Origin of the sequence: Halomonas stenophila (assembly GCF_014192275.1) — a bacterium.
Taxonomy (GTDB): Bacteria; Pseudomonadota; Gammaproteobacteria; order Pseudomonadales; family Halomonadaceae; genus Halomonas; species Halomonas stenophila.
Genome location: NZ_JACHXR010000002.1, coordinates 218,797 through 238,525, shown reverse-complemented (window position 1 = coordinate 238,525; position 19,729 = coordinate 218,797). Strand labels below are relative to the sequence as shown.

12 protein-coding genes are annotated in these 19,729 nt (G+C 69.6%); 9 read left to right on the top strand and 3 right to left on the bottom strand.

All coding sequences use genetic code 11. The features are described from left to right. The first annotated feature begins 26 nt into the window (after positions 1 to 26). Positions 27 to 956, top strand: a complete 930-nt coding sequence (locus FHR97_RS05075; protein ID WP_183382691.1) for an aldo/keto reductase — start codon at positions 27 to 29, stop codon at positions 954 to 956. Between the two features lie 12 nt (positions 957 to 968). After that, a complete protein-coding gene (locus FHR97_RS05070; RefSeq protein ID WP_183382690.1) occupies positions 969 to 1,640 on the top strand; it encodes a DUF6064 family protein in 672 nt (223 codons plus the stop codon). Positions 1,641 to 1,693: 53 nt separating this feature from the next. On the opposite strand, the gene FHR97_RS05065 is transcribed toward FHR97_RS05070, so the two are convergent. From FHR97_RS05065 to FHR97_RS05055, 3 genes are all read right to left on the bottom strand, one after another. Beyond that, positions 1,694 to 2,707 (bottom strand): endonuclease/exonuclease/phosphatase family protein, encoded by a 1,014-nt coding sequence (locus FHR97_RS05065; RefSeq protein WP_183382689.1) that lies wholly within the window; start codon positions 2,705 to 2,707, stop codon positions 1,694 to 1,696. Positions 2,708 to 2,725: 18 nt separating this feature from the next. Beyond that, a complete protein-coding gene (locus FHR97_RS05060) occupies positions 2,726 to 4,090 on the bottom strand; it encodes a glutamate--cysteine ligase (RefSeq protein WP_183382688.1) in 1,365 nt (454 codons plus the stop codon). An 89-nt stretch (positions 4,091 to 4,179) separates the two neighbouring features. Continuing rightward, on the bottom strand, positions 4,180 to 4,626 hold the full coding sequence (locus tag FHR97_RS05055) for a DUF6789 family protein (protein ID WP_183382687.1): 447 nt from the start codon (positions 4,624 to 4,626) through the stop codon (positions 4,180 to 4,182). A 176-nt stretch (positions 4,627 to 4,802) separates the two neighbouring features. Between FHR97_RS05055 and FHR97_RS20485 the strand changes: the two genes are divergently transcribed. The 7 genes from FHR97_RS20485 (at position 4,803) to FHR97_RS05025 (ending at position 19,702) form a co-directional block, all read left to right on the top strand. After that, positions 4,803 to 4,931, top strand: coding sequence for a hypothetical protein (locus FHR97_RS20485; protein WP_281380455.1), 129 nt, complete (start codon positions 4,803 to 4,805; stop codon positions 4,929 to 4,931). 221 nt (positions 4,932 to 5,152) lie between these two features. Next, complete coding sequence (locus tag FHR97_RS05050) at positions 5,153 to 7,168, top strand: capsular polysaccharide biosynthesis protein (protein ID WP_183382686.1); 2,016 nt, start codon at positions 5,153 to 5,155, stop codon at positions 7,166 to 7,168. A gap of 1 nt (position 7,169) precedes the next feature. Continuing rightward, positions 7,170 to 8,474 carry a capsule biosynthesis protein gene (locus FHR97_RS05045; protein ID WP_343065553.1) on the top strand — a complete coding sequence of 435 codons (1,305 nt, stop codon included), beginning with the start codon at positions 7,170 to 7,172 and terminating at the stop codon, positions 8,472 to 8,474. After that, positions 8,471 to 9,295, top strand: coding sequence for an SDR family NAD(P)-dependent oxidoreductase (locus FHR97_RS05040; protein WP_183382684.1), 825 nt, complete (start codon positions 8,471 to 8,473; stop codon positions 9,293 to 9,295). Before FHR97_RS05045 ends, FHR97_RS05040 begins: the two co-directional genes overlap by 4 nt. Then, on the top strand, positions 9,292 to 10,887 hold the full coding sequence (locus FHR97_RS05035; protein ID WP_183382683.1) for an LTA synthase family protein: 1,596 nt from the start codon (positions 9,292 to 9,294) through the stop codon (positions 10,885 to 10,887). Before FHR97_RS05040 ends, FHR97_RS05035 begins: the two co-directional genes overlap by 4 nt. Further along, positions 10,884 to 18,344, top strand: a complete 7,461-nt coding sequence (locus FHR97_RS05030; protein ID WP_183382682.1) for a type I polyketide synthase — start codon at positions 10,884 to 10,886, stop codon at positions 18,342 to 18,344. Before FHR97_RS05035 ends, FHR97_RS05030 begins: the two co-directional genes overlap by 4 nt. After that, on the top strand, positions 18,341 to 19,702 hold the full coding sequence (locus FHR97_RS05025; protein ID WP_183382681.1) for an aminotransferase class I/II-fold pyridoxal phosphate-dependent enzyme: 1,362 nt from the start codon (positions 18,341 to 18,343) through the stop codon (positions 19,700 to 19,702). The genes FHR97_RS05030 and FHR97_RS05025 overlap by 4 nt, the downstream gene beginning before the upstream one ends. Positions 19,703 to 19,729 lie beyond the last annotated feature (27 nt).

Genomic DNA, 19,729 nt, shown 5'->3' with positions numbered 1-19,729 from the left:
CCACAGCAAGCCACCCGGGAGGGCCCATGTCTCCGGAATTCCACCGCCTGTCGCGTCGCCGGCTGCTCGGCGGCCTGCTGGCCCTCGCCGCCGGCGCGGCGCTGCCCCCCTTCCCCGCCCGCGCGAGCGAGATCCTGACCCGCGAGGTGCCCGCCACCGGCGAGGCCCTGCCGCGGGTGGGGCTCGGCAGCTGGATCACCTTCAACGTCGGCGACGACCCGCTGCTGCTCGAGGAATGCACGGCGGTGATGGCCGCCTTCTTCGCCGGCGGCGGGCGGATGATCGACTCCTCGCCGATGTACGGCTCCTCCCAGGCGACCATCGGCCACGGACTGGCCACCCTCGACGCCGCCGACCGGGTCTACGCCGCCGACAAGGTCTGGACCTCGAACCCCGCCGAGGGGCCCGAACAGGTGGCGGCCTCGCGGCGCGACTGGGGCCTGCCGCGCTTCGACCTGCTGCAGGTGCACAACCTGCTGGCCTGGGAGGCCAACCTGGACACCCTGCGGGCCATGAAGGCCGCCGGCGAGGTGCGCCATATCGGCATCACCACCTCCCACGGCCGCCGCCACGGGACCCTCGAGCGCATCATGCGCGAGGCCGACCTCGACTTCGTGCAGCTCACCTACAACATCGTCGACCGCGAGGCCGAGGCGCGCCTGCTGCCACTGGCCCGCGAGCGCGGCCTGGGGGTGATCGCCAACCGCCCCTTCCAGCAGAAGCGCCTGATCCGCCGCCTGGCGGGCGAGCCGCTGCCCGGCTGGGCGGCCGAGATCGGCGCCGAGAGCTGGGCGCAGGTGATCCTCAAGTTCATCGTCTCCCACCCCGCGGTGAGCTGCGCGATTCCCGCGACCACCCGGGTCGACCACGTGCGCGAGAACCTGGCCGCGGCCCGCGAGCCGCTGCCCGACGCCGCGCTACGCCGGCGCATGGCCGAGCATGTGCGGGCCCTATGACGGGATGACGCCATGAGCGAATGGTGGACCTACCGGCCCGGGGACTTCTTGATGGTCTCGCTGCGGGTCTACGAGCGGCTGTTCGTGTTGCACAACCAGGCGCTGTGGCCGGCCCAATGGCTCGCCCTGGCCCTCGGCGCGGGCCTGTTGCTGGCGCTGTGGCGCCCCGCTGCCGGACGGCTGCGCCTGGCCATGGCCGTGCTGGCGGCGGCCTGGGGCTTCGTCGGCTGGGCCTTCCTGTGGCAGCAGTATGCCCCCGTCAACTGGGGCATCCGCTACCTGGTGCCGCTGTTCGCTCTCCAGGCGCTGCTGCTGCTCGTCCTGGGTCTGGGGCGAGGCGCGCGCGTGTCGACCTCACGCCGGGAGCCATCGCGGTGGCCGGGCCTGGGGCTGGTCGCCTACGCCGTCTTCGTGCATCCGCTCACCGCCCTGCTCCACGGCCGCGGCCTGGCCGGCGCCGAGGTGATCGGCCTCGCCCCCGACCCGCTGGCCATCGCCACCCTCGGCGTGGCGGTGCTGCTGCAGCCGGCGCGACGCGGCTGGGCACTGCTGGCGATTCCCGCCCTGTGGTGCCTGACCAGTGCCGCCACCCTGCAGCTGCTGGGGGCCCCGGGCGCCTGGCTGCCGCTCGCCGCGGTGGTGATCGCCGTGGCGGCCCGGTGGCTGCCGCCGGGCCGAGGATAGGAAGGGGGCGGCCTGGCGCCCCGCCGATGGCGCGGCGTCGCCCCAGCGGTGGCTCAGTCGGCAATATGGCCGAAGGGATCCGGCCCGTTGGCATCCACGCCCAGGGTCCTGGCCAGCGTCTCGTCGCTGCGGTCCATGGCGAACTCGACCCACAGGGGAAAGTGGTCGCTGACCCGATAGGTCATCTGGAAGAGGCTGAGCTCCTGGAAGACGGCGCCGGCGAAATCCACCTTGCCGGCCCGCCCGGTGGGCCGCAGGGCCATGTCGTCACGGAACCAGGCGATCTGGTCGTAGTGCTTGGGCTCGGTGCCGTAGGTGGAGGTCAGGGTGCGCAGGGCCTCTGGCACCCACAACCCGGTCGCCACGAAGGCATCGAACAGGGGATTCCCCTGGCGCCGGTCGATGTTGAAGTCGCCGAGCACGATCAGGTTCGCCTCCTCGGCGCCGTCCTCCCGCGCGCGGTCGCGGATCTCCCGGGCCACGAAGTGAGCCAGCCGGCGCAGCTCGGGAAGTCGCTCGGCCGGCTCCTCGCCATAGCGGATATGCGCGCTGAGCAGCGCGAAGTGCTCCCCGCCCGCCTGGAAGCCCACCAGATAGGGCGTGCGGTCGAACTGTTCCTGGGGATCGCCGTCGGCGGTGGGCGGCAGCACGATCTCGCCGGCCAGCCCCGACGGCGAGATCCGCCGGCTGTCGAACAGGTAGGCCTGGCGCTCCTGGCGACCCTTGTCCCCCGCGGTGACGTCGGTGAGCATCAGGTTCCAGTGCGGTCCCAGGAAACGCTCCTGGAGCACTCGCAGCGCCGTCGTCTGCCGCTTGACCTCCTGCAGGGCCACCACGTCGAAATGGCGGACGATCTCGGCGATGATGGCCAGTCCCCGCAGGTTTCGCTTGGGCGAGTCCGGGTTCTCGGTCCAGTCATCGAACAGGTCGCCGAAATCCCGGATGTTCCAGGTGCCGACGATGAAGTTGTCGTCGGTGCACCGCGGCGGAATCCCCGCGCGCGCCAGCCGCCGGCGAAGGCGCACGATGTCCTCGACCACGAAGGCCGGGTATTGCGGATAGATCATCGCAGACCTCGCGACGGTTCATAGGCTGGCGCGTTCGTAAAGGGGGCCGAGATCGCCCCGCCACCGGCCATGGTAGCGCGACCGCCAGTGCTCGGCGGGGCTCCGCCCCAGCGCGACGACCGCCTGGAGCGGACGCAGGTAACGCCGCTCGTCCTGCCCCTGGGCGTCCAGGCGGTGACGTCGCTGGAGGCCGGCCTCGGCCAGGGCCAGGGCGCGCTCCAGGGCCTGGGGGAAGGAGTCGGCTGCATAGATGCCCGCGACCGGGATCCGCTCGCTCTCCGCCAGGCCGTAGCGCGGCAGTTCGTGGCGCAGCTGATTGAGGCGGGCGACGTCGCAGTCCGCCACCAGGGCCAGGGCGCCTGCCAGGGCCTGGCGGTCGTAGAGGATGCCGGTCCAGAAGGCCGCCAGCGCCAGGCTGTACTCCAGGCTCAAAGAGTCGTTGCCGCGCAACTCGAGGTGATCCTTCAGGCGCACGTCGTGCATCAGGGTGTTGAGGTGCGCCTTCCAGTCCTGCAGCGTCGGCCGCTCGCCGGGCAGCTCCACCAGGGCCCCGCGCATCATGTCGGGGAAGCGGCGGCCGGCGAGGTCGAGGTGCTCGCCGTGGCGCGCCACCGAGTACATCGGCACCGCCAGTGCCCGGTCCACGAACTCGGCGAAGGACAGCGTCGGCGACAACGCCAGCGGAAGGATGCCGCAGCGCGCCGAGTCGGTATGCAGCCAGACGTAATGGCGGTAGGAGGTCAGGGAGCTGTCGCGGCCATCGGCGAAGGGCGAATTGGCCAGGGCCACCATGACCAGCGGCTGCAGCGCCATGGCCACCCGGAACTTGGCGCGCATGTCCTCCTCGCTGCAGAAGTCGACGTTCAGTTGGAAGGCGCAGCTGCGGGTCATCATGTCCTTGCCGTGCACCCCCACCCTGGGCATGTAGGCGCGCATGATCCGGTAGCGGCTCTTGGGCACCCAGTCCATTTCCCGACGAGTCCACTCCGGCGCGAAGCCCAGGGCCATGACCCCCAGCCCCATCGCCTCGGCGATCTCCGCCAGTTCGCGACGGAAGCCCAGCATTTCCGCCTGCACGCCGTGCAGGTCCGCCCAGGGCGCCCCGGACAGCTCCAGCTGTCCGGCCGGTTCCAGGGTGATGGCAGCCGCGCCGCGGGTCAGGCCGACGAGCCGCTCCCCCTCCCGGCTAGGCCGCCAGCCGAAGCGCTGGAAGGCCTCGAGCACGGCCCGGATGCCATCCCGCCCCGCATAGCGCAGGGGCCGGTGGTCCGCCCGGGTGAACAGGAAGACCTCGTGCTCGATGCCGATCAGGCACCGGTCGACGGCCTTGCAGTGCGCGGCCAGGTCGTCGCAGAGCTGACGAGCCTCGGTGATCTCCGCCATGCTGTGACCTCCTCGCGGGGCGACACGCAGAAACGCGATGAACCGAATGCCCGCGCCGCGTCACGTCCGACAGGCGCCTGGGGGCATACCTAGAGCACGCCTTTCGCCCAGCCGTAGACGGCGCCGATCACCGCGCCGAACACCACATGGGCGAGCAGCATGGAAAGCGGCGCCACCAGCCCGAGGCCCAGGCCGAACAGGCCGGACCCCGCCAGGGGAAAGACCGTGACCATCACCACCAGCCAGCTGGCCACGCCGAACTCCAGGCCCCGCCGCGTGGGCGTGCGCCCCGGCAGGTAGGGCACCAGCAAGGCGAACAGCACGCCCCAGATCAGGGTGCCCACCGCGAAATGGATGCCCCAGGCCAGCATCCGGCTGTCCGGCGTGCCGAGCAGGTCCTGGGCGGCCAGGTTCATGACCTCGATCGGGTCGTACCAGGGGATGATCCCCGCCGCCAGGCGCAGGATCAGGATCATCGAGATGACCAGCGTGGCCACGAACCCGGCCATCATCCCTCTTACCAGGCGATTGCCCATGGCGTAACTCCCGATGGCCGCTGTGCCTTTCAGTGTAGGAGGTCAGCCGCAGACAGGGCCGGGAGGCTTCATCAGGCGGCGGCTGCCCCCTGCTTCCGGAGAGACGGCGCACCGGCACGCCGAGCATGTCTTGAGGCGCTGGCTCTTCGGCCTGATCAACGCGCGTCTGGAAGGGCATGAACGAGCAGTTCCGGGCGGCCATGACATGCGCACGCGCCTATCGTAACGAGGCCAACTTCATGACCATGATCTACCTGATTTGCAGCCCGGTAAGCCACCTTGTGGATCGGGCCAACTCCACATGACGTGACGAAGAAACGTTTCGTTGCGCTCCTTCCTGCACGAATCCCCCCCACCCCGCGTCCCCCGAGCGGCGCTTTTCCCCTGTCGCCGATCGGCCACAAGCGCAATATAAGCTCAGGCAAATGCGGATTGAAGACAACGAATACTTCACGTAGTTTGCAATCCTTTTTCGTACGATGGCCGTCACAAGACACGGCAGAGAGTCTTCACTCAGGGAACGCCGATGGCAGGGCACATCGCAGGCTACATATCACGCGGCATCGGCCGCCTGACGACGCTTCCGGCCTTCCTGCCGGAATTCGCGCGTATTGCTTCGCTGGATACTCTGCCTCGATCCGCCATCGATGCCATCATCGGCTGGGGCCTCAAGTCCACCGCTCAGCGCGCTCGCCAGCTCGCCGAGCACCGCGGGCTACCCTACATCGCCCTGGAAGACGGATTCCTGCGCTCGCTGGGACTGGGCGTCGCGGGCTTCCAGCCGCATAGCCTGGTGGTGGACACCCAAGGCATCTATTACGACGCGTCTCGTCCCTCCGACCTGGAGGAACTGATTCGGACGGCCGATTTCAGCACGGAAGAGCTCGCTCGCTCGCGCCGATGCATGGCGCTGATCGCCCACCATCGGCTGTCGAAATACAACCACGCGCCGGACCTCGCCCTGCCCGACAGCGAACATCCGCGAGTGCTGGTGGTCGATCAGACCCGTGGCGACGCCTCCATCCTCCATGGCGGCGCCGGGACCGAGACCTTCACGGCGATGCTCGAGCGTGCCTTGCGCGAGCACCCCGAGGCCGAAATCCTGGTCAAGGTGCATCCCGACGTCATCGCCGGCAAGAAGACCGGGCACCTGCTGGCGCATGCCGACCATCCCCGCTGCCGGCTGATCGCCGAAGACCTCAATCCCTGGGCCCTGTTCGATGCCGTCGAGACGGTTCACGTGGTCACCAGCCAGCTCGGCTTCGAGGCCCTGCTGGCGGGCAAGCGCGTGGTCTGCCACGGGCTCCCCTTCTTCGCCGGTTGGGGACTCACCGACGACCGTCAGAGCTGTCCCCGGCGTGGTCTGACGCGCTCCCTGGCGCAGCTGTTCGCCGCCGCCTACCTGGGCTACTGCCGCTACGCCAATCCCTACACCGGCCAGCCCAGCACTCTGGAGGCCACCATTGCGCTGATCACCGACCAGCGTCGCCAGCGCGAGCGCCTGGCCGGGGACTGGGTCGCCTGTGGGTTCTCCGGCTGGAAGCGCGGCTTCGTGGGCGACTTCCTCGGCGACGAAGCCCGCTGCCGTCATCGCCGCGGTCCCGCCGCCCTCGAGCACGCGCGCCCCGGTGAACGCCTGCTGTCCTGGTCCACCGGGGTCGATGACCGCCTGCACGATGCCTGCGCACGGGCCAGCGTGCCGCTGTGGCGCATGGAGGACGGCTTCATCCGCTCGGTGGGCCTGGGCGTCGACCTGGCCCGGCCTCTCTCGCTGGTGCTCGACCAGCGGGGCATCTACTACGACCCCGCTCGTCCCAGCGACCTGGAACACCTGCTCGAGCATGGCGAGTTCGATGCCGAGTTGCTCACTCGTGCTGCCGCCTTACGGGAGCGCCTGGTACGGCTGCGGCTCTCCAAGTACAACGTCGCCGGCGCCCAGGCTCTGCCGCCTGCCGACGGCCGGCGGCGTCTGCTGGTGCCCGGCCAGGTGGAAACCGACGCCTCCATCGCCCGTGGCGCCGGCGAGATTCGCACCAACGCCGCCCTGCTGGCCGCCGTGCGCCAGGCCAACCCCGAAGCCTGCATCCTCTACAAGCCACATCCCGATGTGCTCACCGGGGCGCGCCTGGGCGATCTCGCCCCCGCCGACCGGGCGCTCTATGACCTCGACGTGGGTGAGGTCGACATCAGCCAATTGCTGGAGCAGGTCGACGAGGTCCACACCATCAGCTCGCTGAGCGGCTTCGAGGCCCTGCTCAGGGGGCGTGAGGTCACCACCTACGGCCTGCCCTTCTATGCCGGCTGGGGCCTCACCCGCGACCATCGCCACTCTCCACGGCGCCGGCGGCGCCTCACCCTGGATGCGCTGGTCGCCGCGGCCCTGATCCTCTACCCCATCTACGTGGACCCTCGCACAAGGCAGTTCTGCAATGTCGAGACGACCGTTGCCTTGCTGGAGCAACGTCGGACCGAAGGCCAGAAGTTGGGCTGGCGGACACGCCTCTACCGCTGGTACCGCAATGCGTTCATGGGGAGACATTGACGTGAAGTTGCCACGACGCTCGTTTCTCTTCCTGCAGGGTGCCTGTTCCCCGTTCCACCAGCGGCTCGCCGGCCAGCTAGCCGCCGACGGCCACCGTGTCGTCAAGGTACACGTCAATGCCGGGGATCTGGCCTACTGGCGACGCGGTATCGGCCACACCTACCACTTCCGCCAGCGCCTGGAGGCCCTACCGGCCTTCCTCGCCGACCTCTGGCAGCGTCATGCCATCACCGACCAGATCGTCTTCGGCGATCGCCGACCCGTGCACCGAGCCGCCATCGAAGACGCACCGACCATGGGCATCCGTACCCATGTCTTCGAAGAAGGCTATTTCCGTCCCTTCTGGATCACCCTCGAGCGGGAAGGCGTCAACGGCCACTCGCTGCTGCCCCGCGACCCCGCGTGGTTCCAGGCCGCCGCCCAGCGGATCCCGCCGCTGCCCAAGCCGGTACGCTTCCGCACTCCCTTTCGCGAGCGCGCCATCCATGACGTGCTCTACCACCTGGCCGGGCTGGGCAACCCCCTGCTTTATCCCCATTATCGCAATCACGCACCTGTCATCGCACCGGTGGAGTATGCCGGTTACCTCAAGCGCTTCACCCAGCTGCGCTTCTGGAAGCCACGGGACGCCCAACGCATCCGAGCCCTGGCCGAAGGCAAGCACCCCTACTTCGTCTTGCCGCTGCAGCTCAACAGCGATGCCCAGATCCGCGACCACTCGCCGTTCGCCGACATGCAGGAGGTGCTGGACTACGTCATGGGCTCCTTCGCCGAGCAGGCCCCCGGCGACGCCCTGCTGTGCATCAAGAACCATCCGCTGGACATGGGCCTGGTCGACTATGCCCGCATCATCGCCCGGCTCGAACGCGTCTACGGTCTGGAGGGGCGCACCGTCTACCTGGAGTCGGGCGACCTGAACAAGCTGCTCAAGCGCGCAGCGGGGACCATCACCGTCAACAGCACCGTCGGCATCGTCTCCCTGGAGCACACCCTGCCAACCCTGGCCCTGAGCGACCCCATCTACAACATGGCCGGCCTGACCTTCCAGGGCAGTCTGGACGAATTCTGGCAACGTCCCCCCCCACCGAGTGCCGAACTCTTTCGCTGCTTCCGAGATACGGTCATGCACACCGTTCAACTCAATGGCGGTTTCTACTGCCGACCCGGCATCGACCTGGCCGTGGCGAATGCCGTGCAAGCGCTCGAGGCCGAGCGCTCGCCTCTGGAACGTCTGCTGTCGCAAGACAGCGCGCGCGAGCCAGCAGTAAAGCGAAAGCCAGCAGAAGTCGGGCGAGCCCTGTCATGAACACCGTCGAACCGCAGCCCCTGGAAGCGCCCAGAGAGGACTTCGTGGCGATATCACGCACTGTCCTGATCACCGGCGCCACCGGTGCCATCGGTGGTGCCTTGGCGCGGGACTACTCCTCCCCCGGCACGCGCCTGATACTGCACGGTCGCCGCCGAGAGGTGCTCGATACCCTCGCTGCCGAATGCCGCGAGCGGGGCGCCGAGGTCGAGCTCTCCCGCATCGACCTCACCGACGACGAGCAGCTGCACCCCTGGCTGGAGGCCCTGGCCACTCGGTATCTGCCCGACATCGTCATCGCCAACGCCGGCAAGAATACCCAGGTGGGCTCCCATGGCGACCTCGAACCCTGGCAGGAGGTCAGCGACCTGCTGGCCATCAACCTGCGCACTCCCATGGCCATGGCCAGCGTCCTGGCCCCCCGCATGGCCAGACGCGGCAGTGGCCAGCTCGTGCTCATCAGCTCGCTGGCCGCCTGGCACGGTCTCCCCGTCACCCCCGGCTACAGCGCCAGCAAGGCCGGTATCAAGGCCTATGGCGAGGGGTTGCGAGGCCACCTGGCCCCCTTTGGGGTCGGCGTCAGCGTGGTCATGCCGGGCTATGTCCGCTCCGCCATGTGCCACGCCATGCCAGGCCCCAAGCCCTGGCTCTGGCCCCCCGAGCGGGCCGCTCGACGCATCCGGACCGGTGTGGCAGGCAACCGGGCGCGCATTGGTTTCCCCCTCTTGCTGAATATCGGCTGCTGGTGGCTGGCCGTATTGCCGGCCACCGTCTCTCAGCGCCTGCTTCGCCTGATGGGCTACGGGAGTCATTGCCCATGATCGCCACCCTCTGGCTGCCCTTCCTGGCCGGGCTCGGGCTCACCATCGCCATCGAGGCCCTGCTGCGTCCCGCCGTGCCCGCGTTCTGGCGGCGCCCCTGGGCATCGCCGGTCGTGCACCTGGGCAGCTGGACGCTGCTGTTCGCCCTCTTCCTGCTGATGCTGCAGCGTCCCTGGTTCGCCGCCGGCTTCGTCGCCGCACTGCAGCTGGTGGTGGTGCAGTCCAGCAACACCAAGTCACAGACCCTGAACGAGCCCTTCATCTGCCAGGACTTCGAATACTTTCTCGACGCCCTGCGTCATCCCCGGCTCTACGTGCCCTTCTTCGGTATCGGCCTGGCCCTCGCCGCCGGCGCCGCTGGTGCCCTGGCCATCGCCGCCTTCCTGTGGCTGGAACCCTCGCTGGTAACCCGCCAGGGTAGCGGCCCCCTGCTGCGGGCCGTCGCCACCCTGCTGTCGGTCGCCCTGCTCCTGCTCTGGGTGGGCCTGCGCCACCTGCCCCCGGCAACGCTGGAGCCGCAGCGGGACCTCTCCCGCCTCGGCCTGTTCGGCGCCCTCTGGGCCTACGGCCGACAAGCGCTGGTGCCGCTGGACACCGACCACCTGGACTCGCCTTTCGCCACGTTTCCCGACAGGCCTGCCGAGGGACGGCTGCCTGACCTGGTGGTGGTACAGAGCGAGTCCTTCTTCGATCCCCGCGACTGGTGCCCTCGCGTACGCCGTGACCTCCTTCCTCATTTCGATGCCCTGTGTGCCGCGGCCCTGCATCACGGTCGTCTGCGGGTGCCCGCCTGGGGTGCCAACACCGTACGTACCGAGTGCGCCTTTCTCACCGGCCTCGACGAGTCACGGCTCGGCATCCATCGCTTCAACCCCTATCGCCAGCTGGCCCGTCGAGACCTGCCTAACCTGGTGGCCAACCTCCGACATCTCGGCTACCACACCGTCTGCGTGCACCCCTACCCCGCCAGTTTCTACTTTCGCGACCGCGTCATGCCACGGCTCGGGTTCGAACGCTTCCTCGACATCGCGGACTTCGAGCCCAGCGACCGCGATGGCCAGTATATCGGTGACCTGGCCGTGGCCGAGAAGGTGGAAGCGCTGCTGGCAGGCGCGGACGACAGACCATTGTTCATCTTCGTGATCACCATGGAGAATCACGGCCCCCTGCACCTCGAGCGCCCGGTTCCCGACGACGCCTACGCGCTGCTGGCGGCCCCCGAGGCACGCCCGGAAGCGACCGACGACCTGGCGATCTACCTGCGCCATCTGGTGAACGCCGACCGCATGATCGCCAGGTTGCACCGCGCCATGAGCGCGTACTCGCGCCCCAGCCTGCTGGCCTGGTATGGCGACCATGTGCCCATCATTCCTCCGGCCTACCGTTGCTTCGGAATACCGGACGGCCACACGCACTATGCGATCTGGTCGCCCCAGGCCAACACCCGGACGCCTCCACAGGAGCGGCATATTGCCGACCTGGGGCCACTGCTGCAGGAGACACTCCTCGCGGTGGCTGCCGCACGACACCCGATAAGACAACCGAACAGCACGACTGCAGGGAAGATCCAGCACCATCAGGAGCAAGAATGACTAAACGCGTAGCCATCATTGGTGCCGCCCACCGTTTCCCCGGCACCACGCCCGAGACGTTCTGGCAGGATCTTCAGGCCGAAAAAGACTTGGTGACCCGGGTTGCCGAGGATCGCTGGAGCCAGGCGGCCCACCAGCACCCCGACAAGCGCCACCCCGGCACCAGCGTCACCTTCGCCGCCGGCAGCCTGGGTGACATCAGCGGCTTCGACGCCGCCTTCTTCGGCATTTCGCCCCGCGAGGCTGCCCACATGGACCCCCAGCAGCGCCTGCTGCTGGAGCTGGCCTGGGAAGCCATGGAGAGCGCCGGCGTGGCACCCTCGCAACTGCGCGGCAGCCAGTGTGGCGTCTTCGTCGGCCTCGCCAGCCTCGACTACTCCTACCGATTCGCCGACGACCTGGGCGCCATCGACGCCTCCTCGGCCACCGGCAACACCTCGAGCATCGCCTCCAACCGGCTCTCCTACCTGTTCGACCTGCACGGCCCCAGCATGTCGCTGGACACCGCTTGCTCCTCCTCGCTGGTCGCCTTCCACCAAGCCTGCCAGGCGATCCGCAGCGGCGAGACCGACATGGCCCTGGCCGGCGGTGTCAGCCTGCACCTGCACCCCTACGGCTTCATCATCTTCACCAAGTCGAGCATGCTCTCGCCCAGCGGGCGCTGCCAGGTCTTCGACGAAGCCGGCGACGGCTACGTGCGCTCCGAAGGCGCCGGCCTCTTCCTGCTCAAGGAATACGACAAGGCGGTGGCCGACGGCGACCGCATTCTCGCCGTGGTGGCCGGTTCCGCGGTCAACACCGACGGCCACAAGTCGGGCCTGACCGTACCCAATCCCAGCGCCCAGATCGCCCTGATGCGTCAGGTCTATCAGCAGGCCGGCATCTCCCCCGACGAGATCGACTACCTGGAGGCCCACGGCACCGGCACCCCGGTCGGCGACCCCATCGAGACCCGCGCCATCGGCGAGGCCCTCGCCAAGCGGCGTCGTGAGCCGCTGCCCATCGGCTCGGTGAAGAGCAACCTCGGTCACCTGGAGACCGCCTCCGGGGTGGCCGGCCTGGCCAAGGCACTCTACAGCCTCCGGCACCGCGAGGTGCCGGCCACCATCGGCATCCGCAAGCTCAACCCGCGCATCAGGCTCGACGACTGGAACCTGCGCGTGGTCACCCGGGCCCAGTCACTCAAGCCCGAGGGCCGCCTGGTGATCGGCGTCAACTCCTTCGGCTTCGGCGGCGCCAACGCCCACGTCATCCTGGAGAGCCCTCCCGAGGCGCCGGCCCGTGCCCCCGTGACACCCGGCAGGGCGCTGCCGCTGCGCCTGTCGGCCCGCGGCGAGCCGGCCCTCAAGACCATGGCGGGCCAGCTCGCCGAGTGGCTGACCGAGAGCGACGACGACCTCTACGACATCGCCCATACCCTCCACCACCGCCGCGAGCACCATCGCGACGGCGCCCTGCTGTTCGCCGAAAGCAAGCAGGAGGCGGCCCGGCTCCTCGCCGCCTACGCCGACCCCGAGGCCGACGAGGTGCCCGGCGGGCTGGCCCTGGGCCAACGCCTCGACAACGCGCAGGGGCCGGCCTTCGTCTACACCGGCAACGGCTGCCAGTGGGGGACCATGGGACGCGACCTGCTGGCCAGCTCCGCGACCTTCGCCGCCGCAGTGGACGAGGTGGATGCCCTGTTCCAGGGGTACAGCGACTTCTCGCTGCGCGCCGAACTCGAGGGTGCCAACGACCTGGCAAGGGGGGGAGAGGCCCGCTTCGCACGCACCGAGATCGCCCAGCCGGCGCTGTTCGCCGTCCAGGTGGGGCTCACCGCCGTGCTCCGCGACCACGGCATCGAGCCCCGCGCCGTGGCCGGCCACAGCGTCGGCGAAGTGGCCGCAGCCTGGGCCTGTGGGGCGCTCGACCTGGCCGACGCCGTCAAGGTCATTTACTACCGCAGCTACTACCAGGGCCAGACCCGCGGCCAAGGCGAGATGAGCGCCGTGGCGCTGGGTGCCACCGAGATCGCCGAGTGGCTGGCACGTCCCGACTACCAGGGCGTCCACCTGGCCGGCATCAACAGCGCCCGCGGCGTCACCCTGGCCGGCGATCCCGAGGGCCTCGGCCGCCTCGAGGCGACACTGAGCGAGCGGGGCATCTTCGCCACGCGGCTGCCGCTGGATTACGCCTTCCACAGCCCGGCCATGGATCCCATCGAGGCCGGCGTGATCGACGCCCTGGCCGGCATCCGCCCGCGCGCCACCAGGCTGCCCTTCCTCTCCACCGTCACCGGCGCCGCGCTCGACGGCGGCGAACTGGGCGCCGACTACTGGTGGCACAACATCCGTCAACCGGTGCGTTTCGCATCTGCCATCGAAGCGATGATCGACGAGGGCATCAACACCTTCCTCGAGATCGGCTCGCACCCGATCCTGCGCCGCTACCTCAGCGACGCCCTGCGCGACCGCGAACGCGACGGGCGAGTGATCGCGACCCTGGAGCGCGACAGACCCGCCGAACACTGCATGACCCAGTCAATCGGCCAGGCACTGCTCTCCGGCATCGCCGTGGACACCCGCCGCTGGCTCCCGGTGGAAGGCCGCCTCGTCGACCTGCCGCGCTACCCCTGGCAGCGCGAGCGCTACTGGGTCCAGGGCACTGCCGACGGCCAGGGCCTGCTCAACCGCTATTACGAGCACCCACTGCTCGGCTACCGCCTCGCCCAACAGAGCCACGCCTGGGAGAGCCAGCTCGACACCGGCCGTCTACCCTGGCTGGCCGACCATGTGGTCGGCGAAGGTGCCATCTTCCCCGGTGCCGGCTTCGTGGAACTGGCGCTGGCCGCCGCCCGTCACGGCAAGGAGCAGCCGCTGGTCGACATCGAGGACCTCGAGATCCGCGCCCCGCTGCTGCTCGACACCGCCAACGGCCGCCGCATGCGCCTCCAGGTCCAGCCGGAGGACGGCCGCCTGACGATCCACTCTCGCGAGCCGGTCACCGGCAGCGACTGGCAACTCAACGCCGTGGCGCGAGTCATGGAGCAGAGCCGCGGCTTCCTGCTGCGCCGCCAGGCCCCGGCGCGTCCCGCGCGCGACCCCGACGTCACGCTGGAAGATCACCTGGCCATGGCCGAGCGGATCGGGCTCCACTACGGCCCTGCCTTCCAGGCCATCGCCCGCAGCTGGATCGAGGGCGACAGCGTGATCGGCGAGATCGCGCTACCCGAGGCGATCGCCACGGGACTCGATGCCCTGCACCTGCACCCCGGCATCCTCGACAGCGCCTTCCAGCTGTTCATTCCGCTATTGGCCCGCGAGGGGCTGCACGACACGGGCATGGCCTTCGTGCCGGTGCGCGTCGGCCGCCTGCAGGTCCTGCCCGGAGGCGGCGTGCCCGCCCTCGCCCACGCTCGCCTGTACAAGCGCGCGCCGCACTCCTTCACCGCCGATTTCGAGCTCTACGACGCCCTGGGACGTGCCGTGGCGGTGCTCAGCGAGACCCGCTTCAAGGCGGTGCGCCTCAAGCGCCAGCATCACCAGCGCTTCAGCTACCTGGACGTGCAGCTCACCCCGGCCCCGCGCGAGACCGCCGCCGACGCCTTTGACCTGGCCCCCTTGCACGCCGCCGTGCCGCGTCTGATCGACGACTTCGCCGCCCGCACCGGACGGCGGCTCGCCGGCGAGGTCGATCCGCTGCTCGATAGCCTGATGGAGGCCTTCGCCGCCCAGGCCCTGCGCGAGCTGGCCGGCGGCGAGCGACTCAGCCACGCCCGCTATCGCGAGCTGTGCCGCGCCCGTCTCGGCACCCAGCGGCTGCTCGACCAGCTGTTGCGCCTGCTCGGCAACGCCGACCGGCTGGTGGAAACCGACTCGGGATGGGCGCTCGGCGACGACCAGGCGAGCGTGGACGCCGCCACCATCTGGCAGCTGCTGGTCCGCGACTACCCCGATTACTTCGCCCCGATCCAGCGCCTCGGCCGCTTCGGGCTGCACCTGCCGGCGCTGCTCGACGGCCGCGAGACCGCCGCCACCCTTGGCCTCGCCGCCGGTTCCCTTGCCCGGCTCAACCATCAACTGGTGGGCAACGCCGGCTGGCAGGCCCTGGCCGGCGTACTGCACGACGTCCTGCCCGGGATTCTCGCCGGCCTGCCCAACGGACAGCGCCTGCGGCTGCTGGAGGCCGGACCCAGCGCCCCGACACTCGGCGAGCGGCTCTGCGACCTGCTCGATCCCGACCGCTGCGACTACCGCCTCCTGGCAGTGGACGACGCCTCCTGGCACCAGGCCGAGCAGCTCCGGGAACGCCATCCGCTGATCGATATCGAGCGCCTCGACGCCCTGGACGAGCATGCCATGCCGGCCCAGCTCGCCCTGGTCAGCCTCGAGATCGGCCACCGCGTGCGCGCCCGGCGCCTGCTCGACGTCCTGCCCCAGCGTCTGGCACCCGGCGCACAGCTCCTGCTGCTGGGCCTGCACCCCAGCACCTGGCTCGACACCCTGCTGGCGACCCCTGGTCTGGAGGACAACGGCACCCCCCTGTACGCCACCGAGCTGGCCGACGTCATGGCCCAGCTCGAGGCCCTGGGGGCCACCGACCTCCAGCCGATCCCGCTGGAGGAGGACGCACGCGGCGCCTACCTGCTGCATGCCCGGATGCCTGCTGCCACGACACCGGCCGCCGCGCCGCCTCCCCCGGGCTGGATCTTCCAGCTGGTCACCGACGACGCCAGCCGCCCCCTGGCCGAGCGGCTCACCGCCGGGCTCGAGGACCGCGGCCATAGCGCCAGGGTGGTCACCACCTTCGACGCAACCGGCCTCGTCCCCACCACGATCGTCGACCTGCGCCGCCTGGGCGCGCGTTGCGAACAGGCTGCCCGCTGGCCAGCGGACCTGGAGCCGCTCGGCGACCAGGCTGACCTATGGCTGGTCACCCAAGGCGTCGCGGCCATGTGGCAGGACGCGGCCAGAGCCGATACCGAGCATGTCACCGCCGACGCCGCCCTCTGGGGCTTCGGCCGCTCGCTGGCCAACGAGGCCGGCGGCTATACGGTACGCCTGCTCGACCTGCCGGCCGGTGACGCCCTCACCGACGCCGTGCTCGACGCCCTGCTCATCGAGCTCACCGCTCCGGACGCCGAGACGGAAATCGTCATCGACGCCGCGGGACACCGCCTTGCCCCTCGGCTGCGCACCCTGCCGGCTCCCGGCACCGCGAGCGACAGCGACGACCGGCGCAGCACCTTGACGCTCGGCTTTCCGCTGCCCGGCCAATTGCGCAACCTGACCTGGACCCCCACCCCGCTGTCCCCGCCGGGCACCGGCGAGGTGGAGATCGACGTCCAGGCCACCGGCCTCAATTTCCGCGACGTCATGTACACCCTCGGCCTGCTCTCCGACGAGGCGATCGAGAACGGCTTCGCCGGTCCCACCCTGGGGCTGGAGTTCTCCGGCATCGTCGGGGCCATTGGCCCCGGTGTCGAGGGCATCGCCGTGGGTGACGCCGTGGTGGGCTTCGGTCCTGCCAGTTTCAGCGACCGGCTGATCGCCAGCCGGGACTCCATCGCCCCGATCCCCCAGGGGGTGAGCTTCGCCGCCGCCGCCACCATTCCCACCACCTTCTTCACCGTCTTCTACGCGCTGAAGCACCTGGCACGACTCGCCCCCGGCGAGAAGGTGCTGATCCACGGCGCCGCCGGCGGGGTTGGCATCGCCGCCATCCAGATCGCCCAGTGGCTGGGCGCCGAGATCCACGCCACCGTGGGCTCCGACGAGAAGCGCGACTTCCTGCGTCTGATGGGCATCGAGCGGCTCTACGACTCGCGCTCGCTGACCTTCGCCGAGGAGATCCTCGAGGAGACCGGGGGCCAGGGGGTCGACGTGGTGCTCAACTCGCTGGCCGGCGAGGCGATCAATCAGAACCTCAGGGCGCTGCGCCCCTTTGGCCGCTTCCTCGAGCTCGGCAAGCGCGACTTCTACGAGAACACCCACATCGGCCTGCGGCCGTTTCGCAACAACCTCAGCTATTTCGGCATCGACTCCGATCAACTGATGAAGGCGCAGCCTGAGCTGACCCGCCAGCTGTTCAGCGAAATGATGGGGCTGTTCCACGACGGCACCCTGAGCCCGCTACCCTACACCGCCTTCGGCACCCAGCAGGTGGTGGCGGCCTTCCGCTACATGCAGCAGGCCCGCCAGATCGGCAAGGTGGTGGTGACCCACGAGCAGGCGCTCGCGCCGGCCCGTCATGCCGCCCCCCTGCCCAACGACACCCTGGCCCTGCCCGCCGCGGCCAGCTACCTGATCACCGGCGGCCTCGGCGGCTTCGGCCTGAAGACCGCTCGGTGGCTGGCCAGCCGCGGTGCCCGCCACCTGATCCTCGTCGGCCGCAGCGGCGCGGCCTCGGAGGAGGCCAAGGCCGGCGTGGCCGCGCTGCGCAAGGAAGGCGTTCGGGTCGAGGCCGCCGCCTGCGATATCACCGACCGCGAGGCCCTGGCCAGGCTGTTGGCCGAGTGCCGCGAACGGATGCCTCCGCTGCGCGGTGTGGTGCACGCCGCCACCGTCATCGACGACGGTCTGATTCGCAACCTGGACGGCGAACGCATCCGCCGCGTACTCTCCCCGAAGATCGACGGCGCCCGCCATCTGGATGCCCTGACCCGCGACGCGCCGCTGGATTTCTTCGTGCTCTACTCCTCGGCCACCACCCTGTTCGGCAACCCCGGCCAGGCCAACTACGTGGCCGCCAACCACTGGCTCGAGGCCCTGGTGGCCAGTCGCCGCGCCCGGGGACTGCCGGCCACCTGCCTGCGCTGGGGCGCCATCGAGGACGCCGGCTTCCTGGCCCGCAATACCCGCACCCGCGACGCCCTGCAGGAGCGTCTGGGCGGATCGGCACTGCGCTCCGAGGACGCCCTGCGCGTGCTCGAGCAGTTGCTGGTGCACCACGACGATCACCTGGGCGGCCCGAGCCTCGGCGTGCTCGAGCTCGATTGGGGGGCGCTGTCCCGCTTCCTGCCCACCGCCGCGGCACCGCGCTTCCAGGAGATCGCCCGCCAAGCCGATGACGACGGCCAGGCCGACGACGGCAGCGACAGCGTCGCCGCCCTGTTCGCCGAGCTGCCGCCCGAGGAGTTGCATGGCGCCGTGACCCACCTGCTGCGCGCCGAGCTCGCCGGTATCTTGCTGATCGAGGAGGACAAGATCGACGTGCACCGCTCGGTCTACGAGATGGGCTTCGATTCCCTGATGGGCGTGGAGCTGATGACCGCCATCGAATCGCGACTGGACATCCAGGTGCCGGTGATGGTGCTCAGCGAGGCCTCGACCCTCGACAAGCTGGCCGGCGTGCTGATACAGAAGCTGCAGCAGGGTAGCGAGCCCGACGGGGATGACGAACTGGCCTCTCTGGCCGCCCGTCACGACGCGGACGAGATCATGGCAACGCCCGACATTGCCAAGGAGACCCTTGAATGAGTGCTCCCCACGACCCCCGTGCCGACCTCAGGCAACAGTTGCTGTCCCAGGCCCGCAAGCGTCGGCGGCCCGCGCCGCCCGTCGCCCGGCCAACGGAGGGCGAGCAGAATGCCGCCCCGCCCACCGACGTGTCCGAACACCTGATTCGCTTTGACGCCCACCCCGGCTACCAGCAGATCGCCATGATGCGCGAAGGGGCCCGCAGGCTCGGCCTGACGGACCCCTTCTTCAAGGTGCATGACGGCAACGCCGGCGCCAGCTCAGTGATCGGCGGGCGCGAGTGCCTCAACTTTTCCAGCTACAACTACCTGGGCTTCTCAGGCGACGCGCGGGTCAATCGAGCCGCCTGCGACGCCGTGGCCCGCTACGGCACCTCGGTCTCCGCCAGCCGCGTCGTCTCGGGCGAACGTCCCGTCCACCGCCAGCTGGAGCAGGCGCTGGCCAGCGCCTACCGGGCCGAGGACGCCGTGGCCTTCGTCAGCGGTCATGCCACCAATGTCTCCACCCTCGGCTACCTGCTGGGGCCCAAGGATCTCGTCCTCCACGACGAGTACATCCACAACAGTACCCTGATGGGAGCCCAGCTCGCCGGCGCCAGGCGGATTGCCTTCCCGCACGACGACACCGACGCCCTGGATGCCCTGCTGACCCGGCACCGCCACCAGTTCGAACGCGTGCTGATCGTCATCGAAGGCCTCTACAGCATGGACGGCGACGTGCCCGACCTGCCGCGCTTCATCGAGCTCAAGCAACGCCACCAGGCGTGGCTGATGGTCGACGAGGCACACTCCTTCGGCGTGCTGGGCGAGCATGGACTGGGGCTGCGTGAGCATTTCCAGTTGGATAGCACCGCGGTGGACATCTGGATGGGCACCCTGAGCAAGAGCCTGGCCGGCTGCGGCGGCTACATCGCAGGCTGCCGAGCACTGGTGGAGACCCTGCGCTACCTGGCCCCCGGCTTCCTCTACAGTGTCGGCCTGCCCGCCCAGGTGGCAGCTCCCGCCCTCGAGGCCCTCACGCTGATGCAGCAGGAACCCGAGCGGGTGGCTCGGCTGCACGAGATCTCGCGCTACTTCCTCGAGCAGGCCCGAGACCTGGGCCTCGACACCGGACACAGCATCGGTGCGGCCGTGGTGCCCGTCATCGTCGGCAACTCACCGCTCGCCGCCCGACTCTCCCATGGCCTGTTCGAGCAGGGCATCAACGTGCAGCCGATCCTGCATCCGGCCGTGCCCGAGAAGAGCGCGCGACTCCGCTTCTTCCTCTGCTGCGACCACACGCGACGGCAGATCGACACCACGCTTCACACCCTCACGAAAATGCTGAAAGACGCATCGACCCCGCTTGACACCACTTGAACACTGTCCCATGAGCAAAGGGAATTG